The sequence below is a fragment of the Candidatus Amarolinea aalborgensis genome, from assembly GCF_900491745.1.
Classification (GTDB): domain Bacteria; phylum Chloroflexota; class Anaerolineae; order SSC4; family Amarolineaceae; genus Amarolinea; species Amarolinea aalborgensis.
Genome location: NZ_UETR01000003.1, coordinates 298,008 through 315,069 on the forward strand (window position 1 = coordinate 298,008; position 17,062 = coordinate 315,069).

The 17,062-nt window shown below is 63.9% G+C and carries 16 protein-coding genes; 9 read left to right on the forward strand and 7 right to left on the reverse strand.

The window, feature by feature from the left end; translation table 11 throughout:
* Positions 1-62 precede the first annotated feature (62 nt).
* Both ACPQ6D_RS06005 and ACPQ6D_RS06010 read right to left on the reverse strand, forming a co-directional pair.
* Complete coding sequence (locus tag ACPQ6D_RS06005; RefSeq protein WP_423223392.1) at positions 63-416, reverse strand: DUF5615 family PIN-like protein; 354 nt, start codon at positions 414-416, stop codon at positions 63-65.
* Positions 409-810, reverse strand: coding sequence for a DUF433 domain-containing protein (locus ACPQ6D_RS06010; RefSeq protein WP_423223393.1), 402 nt, complete (start codon positions 808-810; stop codon positions 409-411). Before ACPQ6D_RS06010 ends, ACPQ6D_RS06005 begins: the two co-directional genes overlap by 8 nt.
* Before the next feature lie 209 nt (positions 811-1,019).
* On the opposite strand from ACPQ6D_RS06010, the gene ACPQ6D_RS06015 reads away from it, so the two are divergent.
* The 5 genes from ACPQ6D_RS06015 (at position 1,020) to arfB (ending at position 5,237) form a co-directional block, all read left to right on the forward strand.
* Positions 1,020-1,793, forward strand: a complete 774-nt coding sequence (locus ACPQ6D_RS06015; RefSeq protein ID WP_423223394.1) for a hypothetical protein — start codon at positions 1,020-1,022, stop codon at positions 1,791-1,793.
* 141 nt (positions 1,794-1,934) lie between these two features.
* Positions 1,935-3,299 carry an MATE family efflux transporter gene (locus tag ACPQ6D_RS06020; protein ID WP_423223395.1) on the forward strand — a complete coding sequence of 455 codons (1,365 nt, stop codon included), beginning with the start codon at positions 1,935-1,937 and terminating at the stop codon, positions 3,297-3,299.
* Positions 3,300-3,302: 3 nt separating this feature from the next.
* On the forward strand, positions 3,303-3,965 hold the full coding sequence (locus ACPQ6D_RS06025) for a hypothetical protein (RefSeq protein WP_423223396.1): 663 nt from the start codon (positions 3,303-3,305) through the stop codon (positions 3,963-3,965).
* 16 nt (positions 3,966-3,981) lie between these two features.
* Positions 3,982-4,779, forward strand: coding sequence for an alpha/beta fold hydrolase (locus tag ACPQ6D_RS06030; protein WP_423223397.1), 798 nt, complete (start codon positions 3,982-3,984; stop codon positions 4,777-4,779).
* A 2-nt stretch (positions 4,780-4,781) separates the two neighbouring features.
* The gene (gene arfB, locus ACPQ6D_RS06035; protein WP_423223398.1) at positions 4,782-5,237 is read left to right on the forward strand and encodes an alternative ribosome rescue aminoacyl-tRNA hydrolase ArfB; all 456 of its coding nucleotides are present in this window, start codon (positions 4,782-4,784) and stop codon (positions 5,235-5,237) included.
* Between the two features lie 1,014 nt (positions 5,238-6,251).
* Here arfB and ACPQ6D_RS06040 read toward each other — a convergent pair.
* Both ACPQ6D_RS06040 and ACPQ6D_RS06045 read right to left on the reverse strand, forming a co-directional pair.
* Complete coding sequence (locus ACPQ6D_RS06040; protein ID WP_423223399.1) at positions 6,252-8,525, reverse strand: transglutaminase-like domain-containing protein; 2,274 nt, start codon at positions 8,523-8,525, stop codon at positions 6,252-6,254.
* A gap of 2 nt (positions 8,526-8,527) precedes the next feature.
* On the reverse strand, positions 8,528-9,832 hold the full coding sequence (locus ACPQ6D_RS06045; protein ID WP_423223400.1) for a DUF58 domain-containing protein: 1,305 nt from the start codon (positions 9,830-9,832) through the stop codon (positions 8,528-8,530).
* A gap of 208 nt (positions 9,833-10,040) precedes the next feature.
* Here ACPQ6D_RS06045 and ACPQ6D_RS06050 point away from each other — a divergent pair, with 208 nt between their 5' ends.
* The 3 genes from ACPQ6D_RS06050 to ACPQ6D_RS06060 are packed head-to-tail and all read left to right on the forward strand — an operon-like array spanning position 10,041 to position 12,072.
* Positions 10,041-10,979 (forward strand): AAA family ATPase, encoded by a 939-nt coding sequence (locus ACPQ6D_RS06050; RefSeq protein ID WP_423223401.1) that lies wholly within the window; start codon positions 10,041-10,043, stop codon positions 10,977-10,979.
* Positions 10,980-11,002: 23 nt separating this feature from the next.
* Positions 11,003-11,257: a hypothetical protein gene (locus ACPQ6D_RS06055; RefSeq protein WP_423223402.1), complete on the forward strand. Its 255-nt coding sequence runs from the start codon at positions 11,003-11,005 to the stop codon at positions 11,255-11,257.
* The gene (locus tag ACPQ6D_RS06060; protein WP_423223403.1) at positions 11,254-12,072 is read left to right on the forward strand and encodes an HAD-IIA family hydrolase; all 819 of its coding nucleotides are present in this window, start codon (positions 11,254-11,256) and stop codon (positions 12,070-12,072) included. Before ACPQ6D_RS06055 ends, ACPQ6D_RS06060 begins: the two co-directional genes overlap by 4 nt.
* Before the next feature lie 103 nt (positions 12,073-12,175).
* On the opposite strand, the gene ACPQ6D_RS06065 is transcribed toward ACPQ6D_RS06060, so the two are convergent.
* Positions 12,176-15,190: a hypothetical protein gene (locus tag ACPQ6D_RS06065; RefSeq protein WP_423223404.1), complete on the reverse strand. Its 3,015-nt coding sequence runs from the start codon at positions 15,188-15,190 to the stop codon at positions 12,176-12,178.
* Between ACPQ6D_RS06065 and ACPQ6D_RS06070 the strand changes: the two genes are divergently transcribed.
* Positions 15,184-15,456, forward strand: coding sequence for a hypothetical protein (locus ACPQ6D_RS06070; RefSeq protein ID WP_423223405.1), 273 nt, complete (start codon positions 15,184-15,186; stop codon positions 15,454-15,456). The genes ACPQ6D_RS06065 and ACPQ6D_RS06070 overlap by 7 nt on opposite strands.
* A gap of 271 nt (positions 15,457-15,727) precedes the next feature.
* Here the strand turns inward: ACPQ6D_RS06070 and ACPQ6D_RS06075 are convergent, their stop codons facing one another.
* A complete protein-coding gene (locus tag ACPQ6D_RS06075; protein ID WP_423223406.1) occupies positions 15,728-16,201 on the reverse strand; it encodes a DUF4760 domain-containing protein in 474 nt (157 codons plus the stop codon).
* Positions 16,188-16,679 (reverse strand): (2Fe-2S) ferredoxin domain-containing protein, encoded by a 492-nt coding sequence (locus ACPQ6D_RS06080; RefSeq protein WP_423223407.1) that lies wholly within the window; start codon positions 16,677-16,679, stop codon positions 16,188-16,190. Before ACPQ6D_RS06080 ends, ACPQ6D_RS06075 begins: the two co-directional genes overlap by 14 nt.
* Between the last annotated feature and the right edge of the window lie 383 nt (positions 16,680-17,062).

The following is a 17,062-nucleotide window of genomic DNA, read 5'->3' on the forward strand; positions in this document are numbered from 1 at the left end:
CACAGAGAACGCAGAGAAGCTGCCAATTTGTGATCTCTGTAGTTTTTGTGGTTGAACGCGTCTCAACGCCACTGGTTGAGCCAGCGCACCTGGCCCGGCCAGTCGGCGGCGCTGGTTTGCGAAAGCATTGAATCGAGACTAGCAATCAAATCCGAAAGCGTCCAATCCTGCTGGTTAGCAAGCACAATGCCGCCATGCCCCGGATACTTGCGGGCCAGGCGCATGAAGTCAGCGATGTTGAACGTGAGGATGCAGCGTCCCTGCGCCGTCGCGACCAGCAGCTGCTGCTCGTCGCTGGCATCCAGCGGCATCCATGCACACGGTGTGCGTGTGACATCGTGCCCTCGTTCTGATAACACTTTCAGTAAGGTACGATAGGAAGCATCGGCGTCGAGATGCAGTCGGGGTCTAGCCATGCGGTTCCTTGCTCAGGCGCGCTTCCATCAGGATCTGGGATTCGATCTCTTGGCGATGGGCGCGTGCAAAAGCCAACGCCTCTTCGATCTGTTTCACCGGCACGCCGTATTCGTCGGCAATTTGAGCTGGCGTCATCTCCCACTGTTCGTTGGCGGTCACCGCGGCTTGCACGCGAATGCCGGTCCCACGTAGGACCGGCGTCGGAACACCGCTGGCGCCGCGCCGATAGGTCACCTGCGGGAAGCCAGGATCGTCCATCTGCTGATTGAGCGCGCCGACTTTCTCGGCCGTAGCCCAGAGAATGAACTGATTGAGGGAGACGCCTTGTTTCTGCGCCCAGGCTTCCGCTTCCTGTTTCAGTTGTTGGGGCAAGTTCAACGGATACCGTGACATGAGAATCCTCGCATTTGATGTTTCTGAAGATATCATATAACATATCACTGCATGCGTCAAGTCTCTGCTGTCACGCGAATTGTCGGAACATCCTTCAATAACACCTCGTTCGGCAAGATTCATCACATCCCTGGCAGTCAGGTGCGCGATAATCCCATCGGTTGACGGAGTCAAGAGTCAACGCAAACACAGACAGGAGATATGAAGAGATGAAACGCTTTGTCCTTCCCCTTTTGCTGCTGACCAGCCTGCTGCTGGCCGCATGCGGCGGCAGTTCTACGGCGGCGCCCACGAGTACACCGGAGCAGACCGCCCCCACCAGCGCGCCCGAAGTCAAGCCAACCACGGCCGCCGCGACAGCCGCGCCGGCGCCCACAGCCACCAGCGCGCCTGCGGCCACGGCCGCGCCGGTCGCGACCCAGCCGGCCGCGCCTGTTCTGCCCGTCGGCGATCCAAAGACCGTGGTAATCAAGGCGATCAAGTCGCAGCTCACAGCCGGGCCGAGTCGCACGCTGACACTGGTCGAAACCAGCGACAGCAAAATGCAGTTGACGTCAGAGATGGTGCCGCCTGACCGCCTGCACATCGTGATGGACAGCGACGGCAAGCGCGCGTCCGAGACGATCATCATCAGCGACACGATGTGGACACGCACGAGCGACGGCGCGTGGAACAGCGGCCCAGGCGGCGCGGCCTTGCTCTCGATGATGAGCGAGAAAGAGATTGACGCGACTACGAATTCCATCACCGATGTCAAGCTCGTCGGTCCTGAGCTGCTGAACGGCACGCCTACCTGGGTCTATACCTTCACCTCGGATCGCGCCGATCTGGGCGTCACGAGCCAGGTCAAGATCTGGATCGGCGCCCTCACGGGCCTGGTCCTACAGCAGCAGGCCGAAGGCGAAGTCGGGGGCGCCAAGAGCAAAACCACGCAGACTGTCACCTACGACCCCAGCATCAAGATTGAGGCGCCGACGAAGTAGGATTTCAGCCTGTCCGAGCAACCATGCTGTGAAATGAGGCTTCCGTAGTCCACCTGACTACGGAAGCCTCGTAGTTTGACAAGGCCGTCAGCTACGGTAAACTGGCGCAGACGCAACGCCATTAGCCAGCAAGAGAGACGCATGACGCAGACCGCACTGTTCGATGACCGTGATTTCTACCCGACGCTGCTTCAATTGGCGGTGCCTATCGCCATGCAGCAATTGGTGATGAGCGCGCTCGGCGCGGTGGATGTCCTCATCGTCGGTCAACTGGGCGCCACGTCGGTCGCGGCGGTCGGCCTGGCCAGCCAGATTCTCTTTCTGCTCCTGCTCTTTCATTTCGGCGTCGGCAGCGGCGCGGCCATCTTCTCTGCCCAATTTTGGGGACGCGGCGATCTGCTCAATGTGCGCCGCGTCCTGGGCCTGGCCTTGCTGATTGCGACCGGCGGCAGCATCCTCTTCACCCTGGCTGCGCTGCTGGCGCCCACCTTCTTGCTGCAGCTCTACACCAACGACCCGGCCGTGATCGAGCTGGGCAGCGGTTATCTGCGCCTGGCCGCGCTCAGCTACATTCCCACCGGCATCACCGGTATGTTTGGCATCATCCTGCGCACCACCGGTCATGTGCGCACGCCGATGGCCGTCAGCATCGGGGCGTTGGGGCTGAAGACCGCGCTGGCGTATGTTCTGATTTTTGGGCTGGCGGGGCTGCCGGCCCTGGGTGTCAACGGCGCCGCCATCTCCCTGGTGTTGGCGCGTACGTTAGAGTGCGCCATCCTGCTTTTCCTGGCCTATCGCTATCACTTGCCGGCCGCGGCCCGTGTGCGTGAACTGCTCGACATCAACCGCAGCCTGCTGGCGCAGTTCATGCGTACGTCCCTGCCGGTCATCGTCGGCGAAATCATCTGGTCGCTTGGCATCACGGTCTACTCGGCCATCTACGCCCACATTGGCACCGACTCCATTGCGGCCTACAACATTGCCGGCACGATCGAGGGTGTGGCGTTTGTGCCGTTCATCGGCCTGGGCAACGCGGCCGCGGTGCTGATCGGACAGCGCATCGGCGCGCAGGACACCGGCGCGGCCCGCCGTTTCGCCGTGCGTTTTCTACGACTGTCATTCGGCGGCGCGCTGATCGTTGGCCTGGTCATGTTCCTGGTGACGCGACCTGTACTCGGCTGGTACCGCATTTCCGCGCAGGCGCAAGCCGATGCCTGGGGGATTCTGATTGTCATGTCCGTCGTGCTGGCCATCAAGGCCGGCAACATGATGATGGTCGTCGGCATCTTGCGCAGCGGCGGCGATACGCGCTTTGCCCTGCTGGCCGACACAGGCCCCATGTGGGTCATCGGCGTGCCGCTGGCGCTGATCGGCTCCTTCGTTCTGCGCCTGCCAATCTACTGGGTGGTGCTGATGGTGATGAGCGAGGAGGCGACCAAGTTTGCCCTCAGCCTGTGGCGAGTCAGGTCCGGGCGGTGGGTCAATGATGTGGTGAGGACGCTGTAGAAAATGCGGAATGAGGAACAAGGAACGCTGAATGAGGAACAGGGAACGCTAAACGAGGAACAGGGAACGCTAAACAGCGTAGCCGGCATTCAGCATTTCTCGTTCAGCATTCAGCGTTCCTTAAGCGCCTGGTGGCCGCTGCTGCGCATCCTGGGCCTGGCGCTGCCGCCCTACCTGGCGCTGCAGAGCGGGCTGGTCAGCGCGCGCGCAATGGGCCTGGCCGAACTCGATTGGATTCAGCGCTTTGGTCAGGGGTTGGCTGTCAGCGGCGCGCTGGTGCTGCTGCTGCTGGCGGCGAGCTGGCAGTTTCGCCATGTCAACGCGGCCGATCCTGCGCCATCACCCTGGCGCTTGCTGCTGCCGTTGGAAGCGGCCGCCGCGCAGCTCATGTGGGCGCTGCTGCGCGTCGCCGGCGCCTGGTTTCTGCGCGACCGGGGAATGGGCGTCCTGGAGGCAGCGTACGCGGGCGCGTGGTTGGGCCTGATCTTGCTCTACGTTGCATGGGCGGTTGACCCGGTCTGGCGTGCGCGCCTTCGTCACCCGGCCAGCCAACGCCGTGAGCTTGTCGCCATCGCGCTGGCCCTGGCAACGACCGTGGTTTTTCTCGTGAGCGGGAATCTCTGGCTGTGCTGGGTGCTGCACATGATCGTCTTGGCGATTGTGTAGTCAATGGAGAGATCACATGCCGTACCTGACTGTGAACAACATTCGCCTGCGCTACGAGAGCTGGGGCGACGGGCCGCCGCTCATCATGCTGCATGGCCTCGGCTCGTGCGCGGATGACTGGGTATACCAGCTTCCGGAGCTTGGACGCTGCTTTCGCTGTCTCCCGCTCGACTTGCGCGGCCACGGTCTGTCAGACAAACCCGTGGGGCGTTACACTATGGCGCAGTTTGCCGCCGACGTGATCGGCCTGATGCAGGCCCTGGGCCTCGGCCCGGCGCACGTTATGGGACTGAGCCTGGGCGGCATGGTTGCTCAGCAGGTGGCCCTGGCGCGTCCGGACCTGGCGCGCAGCCTCGTCTTGATCAACACCATGCCTGGCCCCTGGCCGCCCACGCGTGACATGCTGCGTTCGGCGGCGCGCCGCCTGGCCGCGCTGCGCAGCCCGACGCACGACATGACCGACACCGCGACGCTCATTGCACGCACGCTGTTTCCTGAACCGGATCAGCGCCTGTTGTACAACTACACGGTTGAGCGCATGGCTGCCAACGATCCTCGTGCGTATCGCCAGAGTCTGCAGGCGATCACTCGTTTCTGGCCGGGCCGCTCCCTGCGCCGAATCACCTGCCCCACCTTGATCCTCGCGGGCGAACTTGACGCTGTGGTGCCGATGATTTACAAAGAGCGCATGCAGCGGGCCTTGCCCCATGCCACCCTGATGCGCATTCCGAACTCGCGCCATGCCAGCAACCTTGATCAGCCAGAAGTGGTCAATCAGGCCATCTTGGACTTCCTTTGCGCTGTGAATAGCTAGTTATGTCATTATTAAACCTGGAACCATCCGACGATCAACTCAGCATCACGCCCGAATTGGCGATTCCACTCAGCGAGCTGCGCTTTCGCTTCAGCCGCAGCGGGGGGCCTGGCGGCCAGCATGTCAACCGCACCGAAACGCGCGTGGAATTGCTGTTCGATGTGGCTCAATCGCCGAGTCTGACCGAGGAGCAGCGCCAGCATCTGCTGTCACGCCTGGGCAGCCAGGTTGACAGCGAAGGCGTCCTGCATATTGTTTCTTCCCTGACGCGCAGCCAGTACGACAACCGCGCAGACACCATCACCCGTTTTCAGGCCCTGCTGCGCCACGCGCTGCACCGCCCCCGCCGCCGTATCGCGACGCGTCCCGGCCGCGCCGCGGCCGAGCGGCGTTTACAAGCGAAACGTCAGCACAGCCAGCACAAACAAACCCGCCGCCGCGTCGATGTGGATGAATAGGTCCGGCATGGCCTGTATGTGGGTTGGCGGCCGGGCCATCTGCTCAACCTTGCGCAGGCCGGCCGGGTAAGGGGCCTGCGTCGTCGAGAGCGATGGCGGCTTGCCCAGTGATTCGTGCGGCAGCCAGCCTGCGCAAGGGCAGTCCCCTCGCAGGGCTGTGGCGGGAGATCTCAGAGGCACGCGGCGCGCTCGCACGTCAACGCTGCGATGTCCACGTTCCCCTGCGAGGGTTGGCGGCCGGGCCATCTGCCCAACCTTGCGCAGGCCCGCCGGGTAAGGGGCCTGCGCCGTCGAGAGCGATGGCGGCTTGCCCAGTGATTCGTGCGGCAGCCAGCCTGCGCAAGGGCAATCCCCTCGCAGGGCTGTGGCGGGATGATGATCTCAGAGGCACGCGGCGCGCTCGCACGTCAACGCTGCGATGTCCACGTTCCCCTGCGAGGGTTGGCGGCCGGGCCATCTGCCCAACCTTGCGCAGGCCCGCCGGGTAAGGGGCCTGCGCCGTCGAGAGCGATGGCGGCTTGCCCAGTGATTCGTGCGGCAGCCAGCCTGCGCAAGGGCAATCCCCTCGCAGGGCTGTGGCGGGATGATGATCTCAGAGGCACGCGGCGCGCTCGCACGTCAACGCTGCGATGTCCACGTTCCCCTGCGAGGGTTGGCGGCCGGGCCATCTGCCCAACCTTGCGCAGGCCCGCCGGGTAAGGGGCCTGCGCCGTCGAGAGCGATGGCGGCTTGCCCAGTGATTCGTGCGGCAGCCAGCCTGCGCAAGGGCAATCCCCTCGCAGGGCTGTGGCGGGATGATGATCTCAGAGGCACGCGGCGCGCTCGCACGTCAACGCTGCGATGTCCACGTTCCCCTGCGAGGGTTGGCGGCCGGGCCATCTGCCCAACCTTGCGCAGGCCCGCCGGGTAAGGGGCCTGCGCCGTCGAGAGCGATGGCGGCTTGCCCAGTGATTCGTGCGGCAGCCAGCCTGCGCAAGGGCAGTCCCCTCGCAGGGCTGTGGCGGGATGACGATCCTAAAATTTCCGCCTGGATCGCGTCAGACGCCAGCGAAACCACCAGGTGCGCTGCCAACGTTTCCACAGATCACTTGCCTGGGCGGCCGTCAACGCGGCCGCTGGGCCGCCATAGAGCGACGCTTCGCAGGCCTGGCTGATGCCGTGCAAAACCTGACGCACTTCGGCGGTCGCAACGATGGTGCGCGGCGTTTCGATCCGCTGCAGATGCGCGCTCAAGCCCTGGTCGAACTCACGCAGGGTTGCGCCGATCGCTGGCCGGTAGCCGAGCTGGCTGCCCCATTGCGCCAGGCGTTCGCATATCTCCGCGGCTGAGAGCGGCGCCCGCTGGCCGCGCGCCAGCAGCCACACGCCCATGGCCCCTAACGTGGCCGCAGCGGTCCATCCTGCCAGCGGCAGGGGCAAGGCAGATCGCGGCGCGAGCACGGCCGGGTTGTTGCTGGGCAGTTGATGCAAAGGGACGAGGAGAGGCCGTGCGGGTGTTGGCTCGAACGCCACCCACCCAACTCCCTCGAAGTAGACCTCCGGCCAGGAATGGGCATCAGCTGCGCTGACGAGCCAGACGCCTGGGGCTTCCTGGCGGCCGCTGGCATAACCAACCGCCAGGCGCGCCGGTAGCCCCACACCGCGCGCCATCATCACAAACGCGCTCGCGAAATAGTCGCAGTAGCCCCGGCGTAAGTCAAACAGAAACGCGTCCACCAAATCAGCCGATGGGGAAACCATTGGTACATCCAAATCGTACGTCAGGGTGCGCAAATACGCCTCGATCTGCAGCGCCTGATCGTAGGGGTTCGCGGCGTCGGCTGTGATGCTGCGCGCAAGGGTCGCAACCCGCGCCGGTAGGCTCGATGGTATTTGGAGATAATTTGATTGTTGATTTTTCGTAGATTTATTGACTATGCGAAGTAGATCAGTGTTCACCGGCGTCGCGCGACTGTCCACCGCCACGCGGCGCTGCGGCCGCTCGAATTCCAAACCAACCAGGTCGCCCCCCGGCCGCAAGATGGCGCGATAGGGCGCGCTGACCGCCTGCGCTTCGCCGACTGCTACCGCGACCTGCCAATCCCCCTCGCCTACCCAATCCACTGTTTGACGAATGTTCACGCCGGGCAGGCCTGCGTCCGGCCGAATGCCAGGGTCATGCCAGGATCGCCCCGCAGGCATATCCAACACCGTCAGGCGTTCCGCCTCCTCCAGCGCCCACCCTCGCCCCGTGTAGACCGCAAAGGTCGTTTCTTTCCAGTATGGCGTCCATGCGTTCACTGGTTGATAATCAATGGCTATGCGAAATAACACGCGCTTCGCCAAATCAGGCCCGCTGCCCATAAGCTCCTCCCGCGGCAGCCCGCTGCTTGGCGCAGCGCCTGCCAGGGGCGAACGCGCGGGCCGAATGACGCCCGGAAACGCAGCCCGCGCGGCCTCCTCAACAGGCTGCCACACCGGCCGCGCCAGGTTCCAGAAGGCATTCTCCACCGGTCGGAGCGCAATCGGCGGAGCCAATGCGGCCGCGGTCAAGGCTGCTGCCAACAGCACGGCGGCCGCGACCGTCTGATCGAACGCCACATCATCGGGATAGTCGCTGCCATGCTGCAGCCAGGTGCGTAACTGCGCCCGCCAGTGAACGACGGTGAGCAGGACCAACAGCAGCGCCAGGAACCCACCCACGTAGGCCGCCTGCCGGCCGGCAAAGAAGGCGCTCGCAGCGATCACCAGGCCTGTCGGGAAAACCGCGACCCACAGCCGGCTGCCGGCTGGTCGAAACAGCCAGAAGCCCAACCATGCGCTGGTTGTCCACACGAGCGCGGCCAGCAGCAGACGGAAGATGGTGGTGCTGGCGTCCGTCGCGCCCAGGCCTATCGCAAAGCTTTGCGCACGCCACACCGTCTGGCTGATGAGCGGGAGCCAAAGGTCGTGCGGAAATGGCGCGCCCGTAAACACACGCTGCCCACTCCACACGAGCGAGCGCACGATTTCCCACAGCGCCTGCCACACGGGCGGCAGCAACTGGCCGATGGCGTTGGCAACCAGCATGGCGCCGAGTAGGCCGCCGACCAAGAGCGTGGAAACGCCGCGCCAGGCGCGACGACTCAGCCAAAGACCGATCAGCGTCGCCCATAGCGCCAGGCCCCACAGAGAATCCGGCCGGCGCGTCCACGCCGCGGTCTCGATGGCGATAGGCAAGACGCAGGCCATTGCCAACGCCAGGAGCAGGAGCGCCCATCCCTCACGAGGGCGCAGGCGACGAATAAGCCACAGCAGCAGCCTGTCCACGTCTACACCTCTTCCTCGATGTCCACGTCAATCACGCGGCCGGTCGCCAGCGTGCGCAGCCCCATGCGCTTGCGCCGATAGGTCACGGCCGGGCGCAGGCTCATCAGGCGGCGATCAACTACGTGCGTGGTGACGCCGTGTTGCGCCAGGGCGCTGCGCAAGTCCAGGCTGGCAGGCGAGGGGGTGGTCGCAGCCGGTTGCGTGAAAGAGCCTGTGTCCAGGAGCAGGGCCGCCGTCGCCACGCCGCGGCCCTGCAAGTGCAGAAGGGGCGAGAGCCAATCGGCCCCGGTGCTCGGGGTGACCACGGCCAACGTGATGCCGCGCCCCAGGCTGCTGCGCACAGCCTCCAACGTGCGCGCCAGCGGCCAATCGGGCGCGGCCTGGACGCGCGCAAGTTCGTGCAGGATGCGCCAGAGTTGGGCCTCGCCGCGCTGCGGCGGGACCAGCACAGCCTCCTGCCCGAAGGCCGCCACCCCAACCGCGCGGTTGCGGCGCAGCCACTCCGCGGCCAGCGATGCAACCAGGACGATGGCGAACTCCTCGGTGCCATCCATGCCGTGGCCGACCTGCACCGCGGCGTCGAGGTCGAGCACGATCCAGAGGTCGCCGGCCGGTTCCTGGTCGAATTCGCGCACCATCAATGCGTCACGGTGCGCGGAAACACCCCAGGCAATATGACGCAAGCTGTCGCCCGGCGCATAATGCCGCACACTCGCAACGCTTAGCTCGCTTTCAAGGGCCTTGCGCATGGCACGCGCGCGACCGCTGGCCCCGCCGCGGGGCAGCTGCAGCGGAGGCAGAATAGCGACGCGGGGGTAGACCAGGATGGACTGCTCAACGGCGTAGGTCTGCTCTAGCCGGAAAAAGCCAAAGGGATCGGCCATGGCGACAGTCCAGGGGCCAATGATGAAAAGCCCGCGCTGGCGGCAGATGCCGTGGGTGCGCCAGGTGACCGCCGCATTGCCTCCCACAGCCACCACGCGGTTGACCGCATAATCGGGCAGCGTAGAATGATCAACAATCTCCGCGACCAAAACGGGCAGGGCGCCGGCATTGGACAGCGCCCATTCCTCCTCCAGCACGTCTCCGGCCACGACCAGGGCGCCGCGCTGCCGGCGCGTCGAACTGACGTTCACGGCCAGGCGTCGCAGCCAGAAGAAGCTCAGGCCAAGCGCAGTCGCCAAGCCGGCCAGCAGAATCGTCCACACCGCAGACGGCGTCACGAGCTGCAAGGCGAGTAGAAAGACCAGCAGCGCCAGCGGTGTGCGAGAGGTCATCACCAGGCGAGAAGTCGTCTCTTGCTTCATAGGCCTACCCGCATTGCCAGCGTCTCCTCCCAGGTGCGGATTTTATACACTCATTCTATCTATCCCCCTGCGGAAGAGCAAGTTGACTTTGGTTCTCAGATGGACTACAATTTCGGCCCAGACAGTCTCTTTCTTTGCGCCTTTGTGTCTCAGTGTGAGATGCGTGTCTCAGCGTGAAAACAGTTTCTCAACCAAGTCGGGAGGCAGCGTGGATTTTGCACAGTTCAGCCAGGCGGTGCAGCGCAGTGTGGGGCAGGTGGTGATCGGCAAAGCCAGGGTCGTCGAACTGCTGCTGGTGGCGCTGCTGAGCGATGGTCATGTATTGATCGAGGATGTGCCAGGCATCGGCAAGACTACGTTGGCGAAAGCTCTTGCGGCCAGCATCACCGGCAGTTTTGCTCGCATTCAGTTTACGCCTGACCTGCTGCCGAGCGATGTAACCGGCATTAGTTTCTTCAACCAAAAGGCGCAGTCGTTCGAGTTTCGGCCCGGGCCGGTGTTCAGTCAACTTCTGCTGGCGGATGAGATCAACCGCGCCACGCCGCGCACTCAATCGGCGCTGCTGGAGGCGATGCAGGAGCGTCAAGTCACCGTGGACACGGAGACCTATCGGTTGCCGCGGCCGTTCCTGGTGTTAGCCACGCAGAATCCAATCGAACTGGAGGGCACTTTTCCTTTGCCCGAAGCCCAGGTGGATCGGTTTTTGCTGCAGATCCGGCTGGGTTATCCCGATGAAGCGGAAGAAGAACAGATGCTGATCCAGTACCAGCGCGAAGAGCCGCTGGCGCACCTGCAGCCGGCGGCGACGATTGACGATGTGATCGCGCTGCAGTCCCAGGTGCGCGAGATTCATGTCAGTCAGGATGTGCGCCGTTACCTGGTGCGAATCGTGCGCGCGACGCGCGACCATCCTTCCGTCGAATTGGGCGTCTCGCCGCGCGGGACGCTGGCCCTGGCCCGCGCCAGCCAGGCCCTGGCCGCGCTACAAGGCCGCGATTTCGTCATTCCAAGCGATGTGCAGCACCTGGCCAACGCGGTGCTGACCCATCGAATTCATGTCAGCCCTCAGACTCGCTTGCGCGGGCGCACACCGGACCAGGTTGTAGCCGAGATTGCAGGCACGGTGCCTGTGCCTGTAGCAAGCTGAGCGCCAACAAGAAGGAGATAACGTTGGTCCAAGCACCATACCCATCCTGGTGGCAGCGGCGCAGCCTGCCCGTCCGCATTGGCCTTGGTTTTGCGGCCGCGGGCACGCTATTGGCCATCATCGGCATCGTGCGCGGCCAGGTGCCGCTGAACCCGCTCTCGATCATCATGGCGCTGGCTATTTCGGCCGGCGGCTGGTTCCTGGTCAGTTGGGCCATTGCCACGGCTGCGGTGGATGTAGAGCACGATCTTCAAGAAACGGAGCAGTCCGACTCGTGAACCACGATCTATCGTCCGCCGGCATCGGCGCGTTATTCTTTGATATGGACGGCGTCATCTATCGCGGCCATGCGGCCATCCCTGGCGCGGCCGCACTCATCGCCAACTTGCAGGCGCGCCGCATCCCCTTTCTCTTTTTGACCAACAACGCCACGCTGACGGCCGCCCAATTTCAGGCCAAGCTGGCGGCGATGGACATCCTGGTGGATGAAGACGCCATCTTCACCAGCAGCCTGGCGACCGCGCATTGGCTGGCCGGTCAAGCCGGCGCCCGCGCCAGCGTCTATGTCGTGGGCGAGTCAGGCCTGCGCGAAGCGATCGCACAGGCCGGCCTGGAGGTGGTCACGGACTGGCGGCGCGCGGCCTGGGTGGCGGCCGGGCTCGATCGCGAGGCCACCTGGCATTCGCTGAAAGATGCCGCACTGGCGATCCGGGCCGGCGCGCGCTTTGTCGCCACCAACAACGATGCCACCCTGCCGACTGAAGAGGGAGAGCTGCCGGGCGCGGGCGCCATTGTGGCCTTCTTGCGCACGGCCAGCGGCGTGGAGCCAACGATCATAGGCAAGCCGCAGGTCGCCATGTTCGAGCAGGCCCTGGCGCGCTGCCGTGTCAGCGCCGCGGCAACGGTCATGGTAGGCGATCGTGTGGAAACCGACATCATCGGGGCGCAAGCAGCCGGCCTGCGCACCATCGGCGTGCTGAGCGGCGTCAGTCGCGCAGACGCGTTTGCGCAATTGACCCCGCCTGCGACCTGGATCTTTGACAGCGTCGCGGACATCAATGCCGCGCTTTTTGGGGCGGAAGCCAGCCGTTGAGACGACACGCACGCTGACGCTTAGCGCAAACCTGCCCGACCGTCAAGTCGGGCAGGTTGCTTTCAGTCACGCATACTGGGACACGCGGGAGCAAGCAGGACGGTTAGGGCGTGCAGGCGGCGCCAAACTGAGCCGCCACGAGCATGATGTCCTGCACCGTGACGGCACCGCTGTCGTCCAGGTCGTAGAGCGGGTCAAAGGTGGGGTTGCCCAGGGCGGTGTTCCAATGCGCAGCCACCTCGGTGACATCCAGCACGTCCACCGCACAAGAATTGTTCAGATCGCCAATCGGGGTGAGCCGGTGTTGGGCCAGGTTGCGCACGAGCGGGCCGCCAGCGACGCGCGTCCCGCTGCGCAGTAGAATGTAAGCGCCGGCATTGCCGTTCACGAGGAAATCCAAATGGCTGCCCGGCGGCAGCGTCACAGCCGGCGGCGCAACCGTAGTCCACGTCAGTCCCAGGCTGTTGATGTAATCCCACGTCATGTCCGCTAACGGAATCGCCGCCGGCGCCACCGCCCACTCTAGCGTCGCCACTTCCAGCGAAGAACTGGTCATGTCATTCACGAACTGCATCTGCGCATAAGCCAGGGCCGGATTGGCGCGCGCCATGAGCGTTTGGCCCCGGTAGGTGATGCTGCCCATGCCGATGGGTGGGCCGACAGGCTGGCCATCACGCGTCCACCAGCCGCGCACCAGGCGCACGCGATCGCTGCCTGTGTGCATGCCCATGTGCAGCGTGGTGCTGACCGGCACGGTGACGGTGGAGTCAATCGGCAGGAAGTCCACCGTCGTAACGCCCGTCACAGGGTTGTAGGTTTGCTGGGCAGATGGGCCAAAGAAGGGCGAAGGGAAGAAGGCAAAAATGCCGGCTGGCCCAATGCCGGTCAGTTCCAGGTGGAGGTCGGTAATGGGGCCGGCCTCTGGCGGCACATGAATATCGTAGTTCTCCCACCAGCGCAGCCAGGGCGGCGTGGTCGCTTGCGCCGCCACCCAGATGACAGCATTGGGATCGCTCAGGTTGACAGCGCGGAAGCGAACCACCAACGACTGCCCTGGGCGAATGGGCATTCCAGGCGGAGGCGAGAAGCGGATGCGCGCACCCGGCTGCAGCACATTGCCCGTCTGCGGCAGCATAGGCGCCCAATCGCTGGGCGGCACCAGGGATCCCAGGTTCGCATACGTGAGATTGTTCAAGGCCACGGATGAGGCGATCGGCGCCATCTCGATAGACTCGATCACCAAGGCCGGCTGGCCGGGCGCCAGGGCAAGGCCAAAGGCCAGGCTCCCATTAGGCGCCCAGTCCCAGGCAAAACCAGGCACGGGGATGGGCGCGGGGCCGCCGATGGGCACGCCGTCCCATGTCCAATAATGCGGCGGCAGGCCGCCCACCGTTGGGAAGTCCACCAGCGGCCGATCGGTGCAGAAGCCGACATGCACCACTCCGCCGGGCGAAACAACGGCGCCGCTCCACCAGAGATGATAGGCGCCGGTGGTCGAGTCGTAGCCGCTGCGGGGATCGGGAGGACCAAAGGGATTGAGCGGGCCGAGATAGACATCGCTCAGCCGCGTCGGGCCGCTCAATATCAAATGCAGATCATTAGCAGGCTGACCCGTTCCGTTGACGAAATCCCAGTTGTAGCAGTAGAGCGACGGCGGCGGCAAGACAACCTGGCCCTGCGCCATGAACTGCACGAGCTGCCCGCCAGCGCCCGTCACCTGCACGTTGCCCACCACGATGGCATTTGCCGGCAGGGTGGCTGGGACGGCAATGACCTGGTTGCCGCCGGGCGGCAGCGTGAGGCCGGGGAGCGTCGCGAAACTTAGAGCTTGCACCAACGGATCATTCCAGGTCAAGTGGTCGAGGGAGATAGCCTGGGGCGCAACCGCCCAGCGTACGGCCGTCACGTTCATCGCCGTCGTGTTCGAATTGGATAGGCCGATCCGCAAATCGCCGGTCGCTTGCCACAGCCACTGCCATCCAGGCACCGGCACCGGCGAGCCTATCGGCACGCCGTTGTACGTCCAATAGTGCGTCACCAAGACAAAGGGGTTGTCAGAACAGAACCCGGTATGCACCGTACTACCGGGCGCCACCGTGGCCCCGCTGTACCATACGGTGAACAAGCCGGTTGCGGGGTCGTACCCTGTGCGGGGATCCGGAGCGCCGAAGGGATTGAGCGCTCCCATGTAGACGTCGGAAAGGACTCGTGGCCCGCGCAGAATGATGTGCAAATCATTGGCTACCTGGCCGGTGTCGTTGACGAAGTCCCAGTTGAAGCAGTAAGTAGGCGGCGGCGGCATGACAAAGAGGGTCTGCGCCAGCAGGTTGATCGTGTTCAACAGCGGAGGCGCCGCGGGGTTGCTGATCACCGCCACCGCAATCAGCGGCGTGCGCTCGGTCGGCGGCGCGCCATCCAGAGTCAACTCCAGGAAGATGTCGAAGAAGCTGGAGAGGGTGGGGTTGATGTTCACCGGGCCGCTGCTGCTCCAGAGGGGCGTCTGTCCCTGCACGGCGGCCATGTTCAGGCCGCTCAGCGGCAGGAGTCCACTGGGCTGGAAAATGCGCAGCGACTGCACCGTGATCGGAACGCTGTTGGCGTTGGAGAAACCGATCTGGAAATGGCCGCGCTGGTCGCCCTGCCACGTCCAATTCCAGCCAGGCATGGGGAGCACAGGCACACTGCCGCTCGTCAGCGGCTGGCCGTTCAGCGTCCAGTAGAAGGGGCGAAGTCCACCGGAACTTTGCGACTGAAAGACCGCGGCGTTGGCGCAGAAACCGATGTGCGCGGCGGCGCCAGGGTTGACAAGGCTGTAGAAAGTCAAGTTGAGCGAGAGCGTGCCATTGGGGCCGGGCGATGTGGTTGCCTGGGCTGGCGGGTCGCTGAAGGTCTCTGAGAGGGCGGTTGGACCAAACAGCGTCACGTGAAGGTCATTGGCTGGGACGCCCGTGTTGTTGAAGAAGTCCCAGTTGTAGCAGTAGGGGGACGTTGGGGGGGACTGAGGCGAGCGTAGAACAGAATGCGGCGCGGCGCCTGCGCCATCTACCGCGGCTGGAATCGCCAAGATGGACGCTAACAAGACAAGAACAGAAAGCACCGAGACAGCACGAGATGGCATACAACCCTCCCGAAGGACATGAAGAGCAGCATGATCACACCGAGCAACGGGTCGAATCCAATAGTGATGGGGCACAGGGCTACGTCGCCATTGCGAATTCCTTCACAATGGCAATTGGGATGTTAAGCGATTCCAGCGAGTTTGTCAAGTTGGTTTTTGATGGCTTGGTGGCAGGAAGTGGCCCTTACGCGGCGGGCCTGCGCAAGGTAGGCGTCGCGCGCCTAACCCTCGCAGGGGCCAGTGGACATCAGATCGTCGGCCTCTGACGACGCTGCGTGACTCTGAGTAGGTTGTCTCGCCGCAGCCCTGCGAGGGGCGCGCCCATCCCCTTGCGCAGGCTGGCTGCACGACACATCGTCGGGCAAGCTGAGGTCATCCTCCACGACACGAGCTCCTTACGCGGCGGGCCTGCGCAAGGTTGGCGTCGCGCGCTCAACCCTCGCAGGGGCCAGTGGACATCAGATCGTCGGCCTGTGACGACGCTGCGTGGCTCTGAGTAGGTTATCTCCGTCGCAGCCCTGCGCGGGGATGGGAGAATTAGCCCTCGCGCTGCCAATCGAAGAAGCGGCCAGCCAGCGATTCCAGGTTGGCGTAGAGTGCGGGATTCGCCAATTCGCGGCGCGCATCGGCCACCCAGGGCAAGACCATTTCCCAGGTGTTGAGGCCGATCTCGTCAATGAGCTTGAAAACCGGCGTTTCGGGCAGTTGGCCTCGACGCAGCAAATCGCCCAGGGTATCCACGAACAAGACGACCCGCTGCAGGTAGCGCAGCTCGCGGCTGCCGCGCGGGCACTTGCGTTTGACATCCTCCCAGGTGTTGACCCCAAACTCAACCCGCAGCCAGTGGTAGGCCGCGTCGAAGTCATCGCTGGTGATGATCTGGCAGATATGCAGAAGGGCAGCCGCCTCCCCGCCCCCCGTACTGCCGGCGGATGCCGCCACAGCTGGCGCCACGGCCGCGTCCGCGCGCACAGCAGTTGATGCGGGTTGATTGCGTCTAAAGATCGGCATGAACCTGCTCCGAATCATCAGCATCGTCGTGCGTTTTCGCCGCTGTGACTGCGGCGGCCGCCGCGGCCTCGGCCCGCAGGTGCGCGTAGAGGGCCGCGCGGCGCTTGTCGTTGGCCTTTTCCTGTTTTTCCAGCTCACGCACCGCGGGCGGATACTGGCTGGTCTCCTTGTTGTTGCCAGGCGGCGCGACGTACAGCAAGCGCTGCACCGGCTCGCCAGCCAGCAGGTGCGACTCGAACAGCTCATCGGCGTCGCTGGGCTGCACGTGCGCATACCACACGGCGTCGGGATAAACCACCACGTTGGGGCCGTGCCCGCACTGATTCAGGCAGCCGGAGCGATTGACCCGAATTTCATTCTGCAAGCCGCTGGCGGCGACACGCTCCTTGAGACGTTTGAGTAGCTGCTCGGTGTCCCCATCGAAGGGACAATACGGGCCGTATGTGCAAACAAAAAGATGCTGGCGATACTGTCCCATCGTGATGTCCGCCTTCCTGGATTGAAGTGAATCGAATTGAAGCGCATGACGCAAAGAGTCGAGCGCCGAGTGAGCGCCGAAGACAGATAGTAGAATCCCACAAACGCGAGTATAATAATGGAGAGGTGAGCAATTGTCAATGCAGGAATCTGCCAAGCGAAGTAATAGGAGCTGCAACATTCTGCCTGAATAATATGTTAAACTGCCGTGCCGTCGTGTCTCGGCGGCGCTGTGTGCGTCTTCATGTCGGAGCGCATCGAGGCAATTTTCAGGCAAGTGTAAGCACCGATTGCACGAAGGTGTGGTATCCTGAGCACGTTTGGATTGCGCACGACGAGATGATTCGAGATAGAGGAGATAAGGTTGATTGTTGTTCACGACCA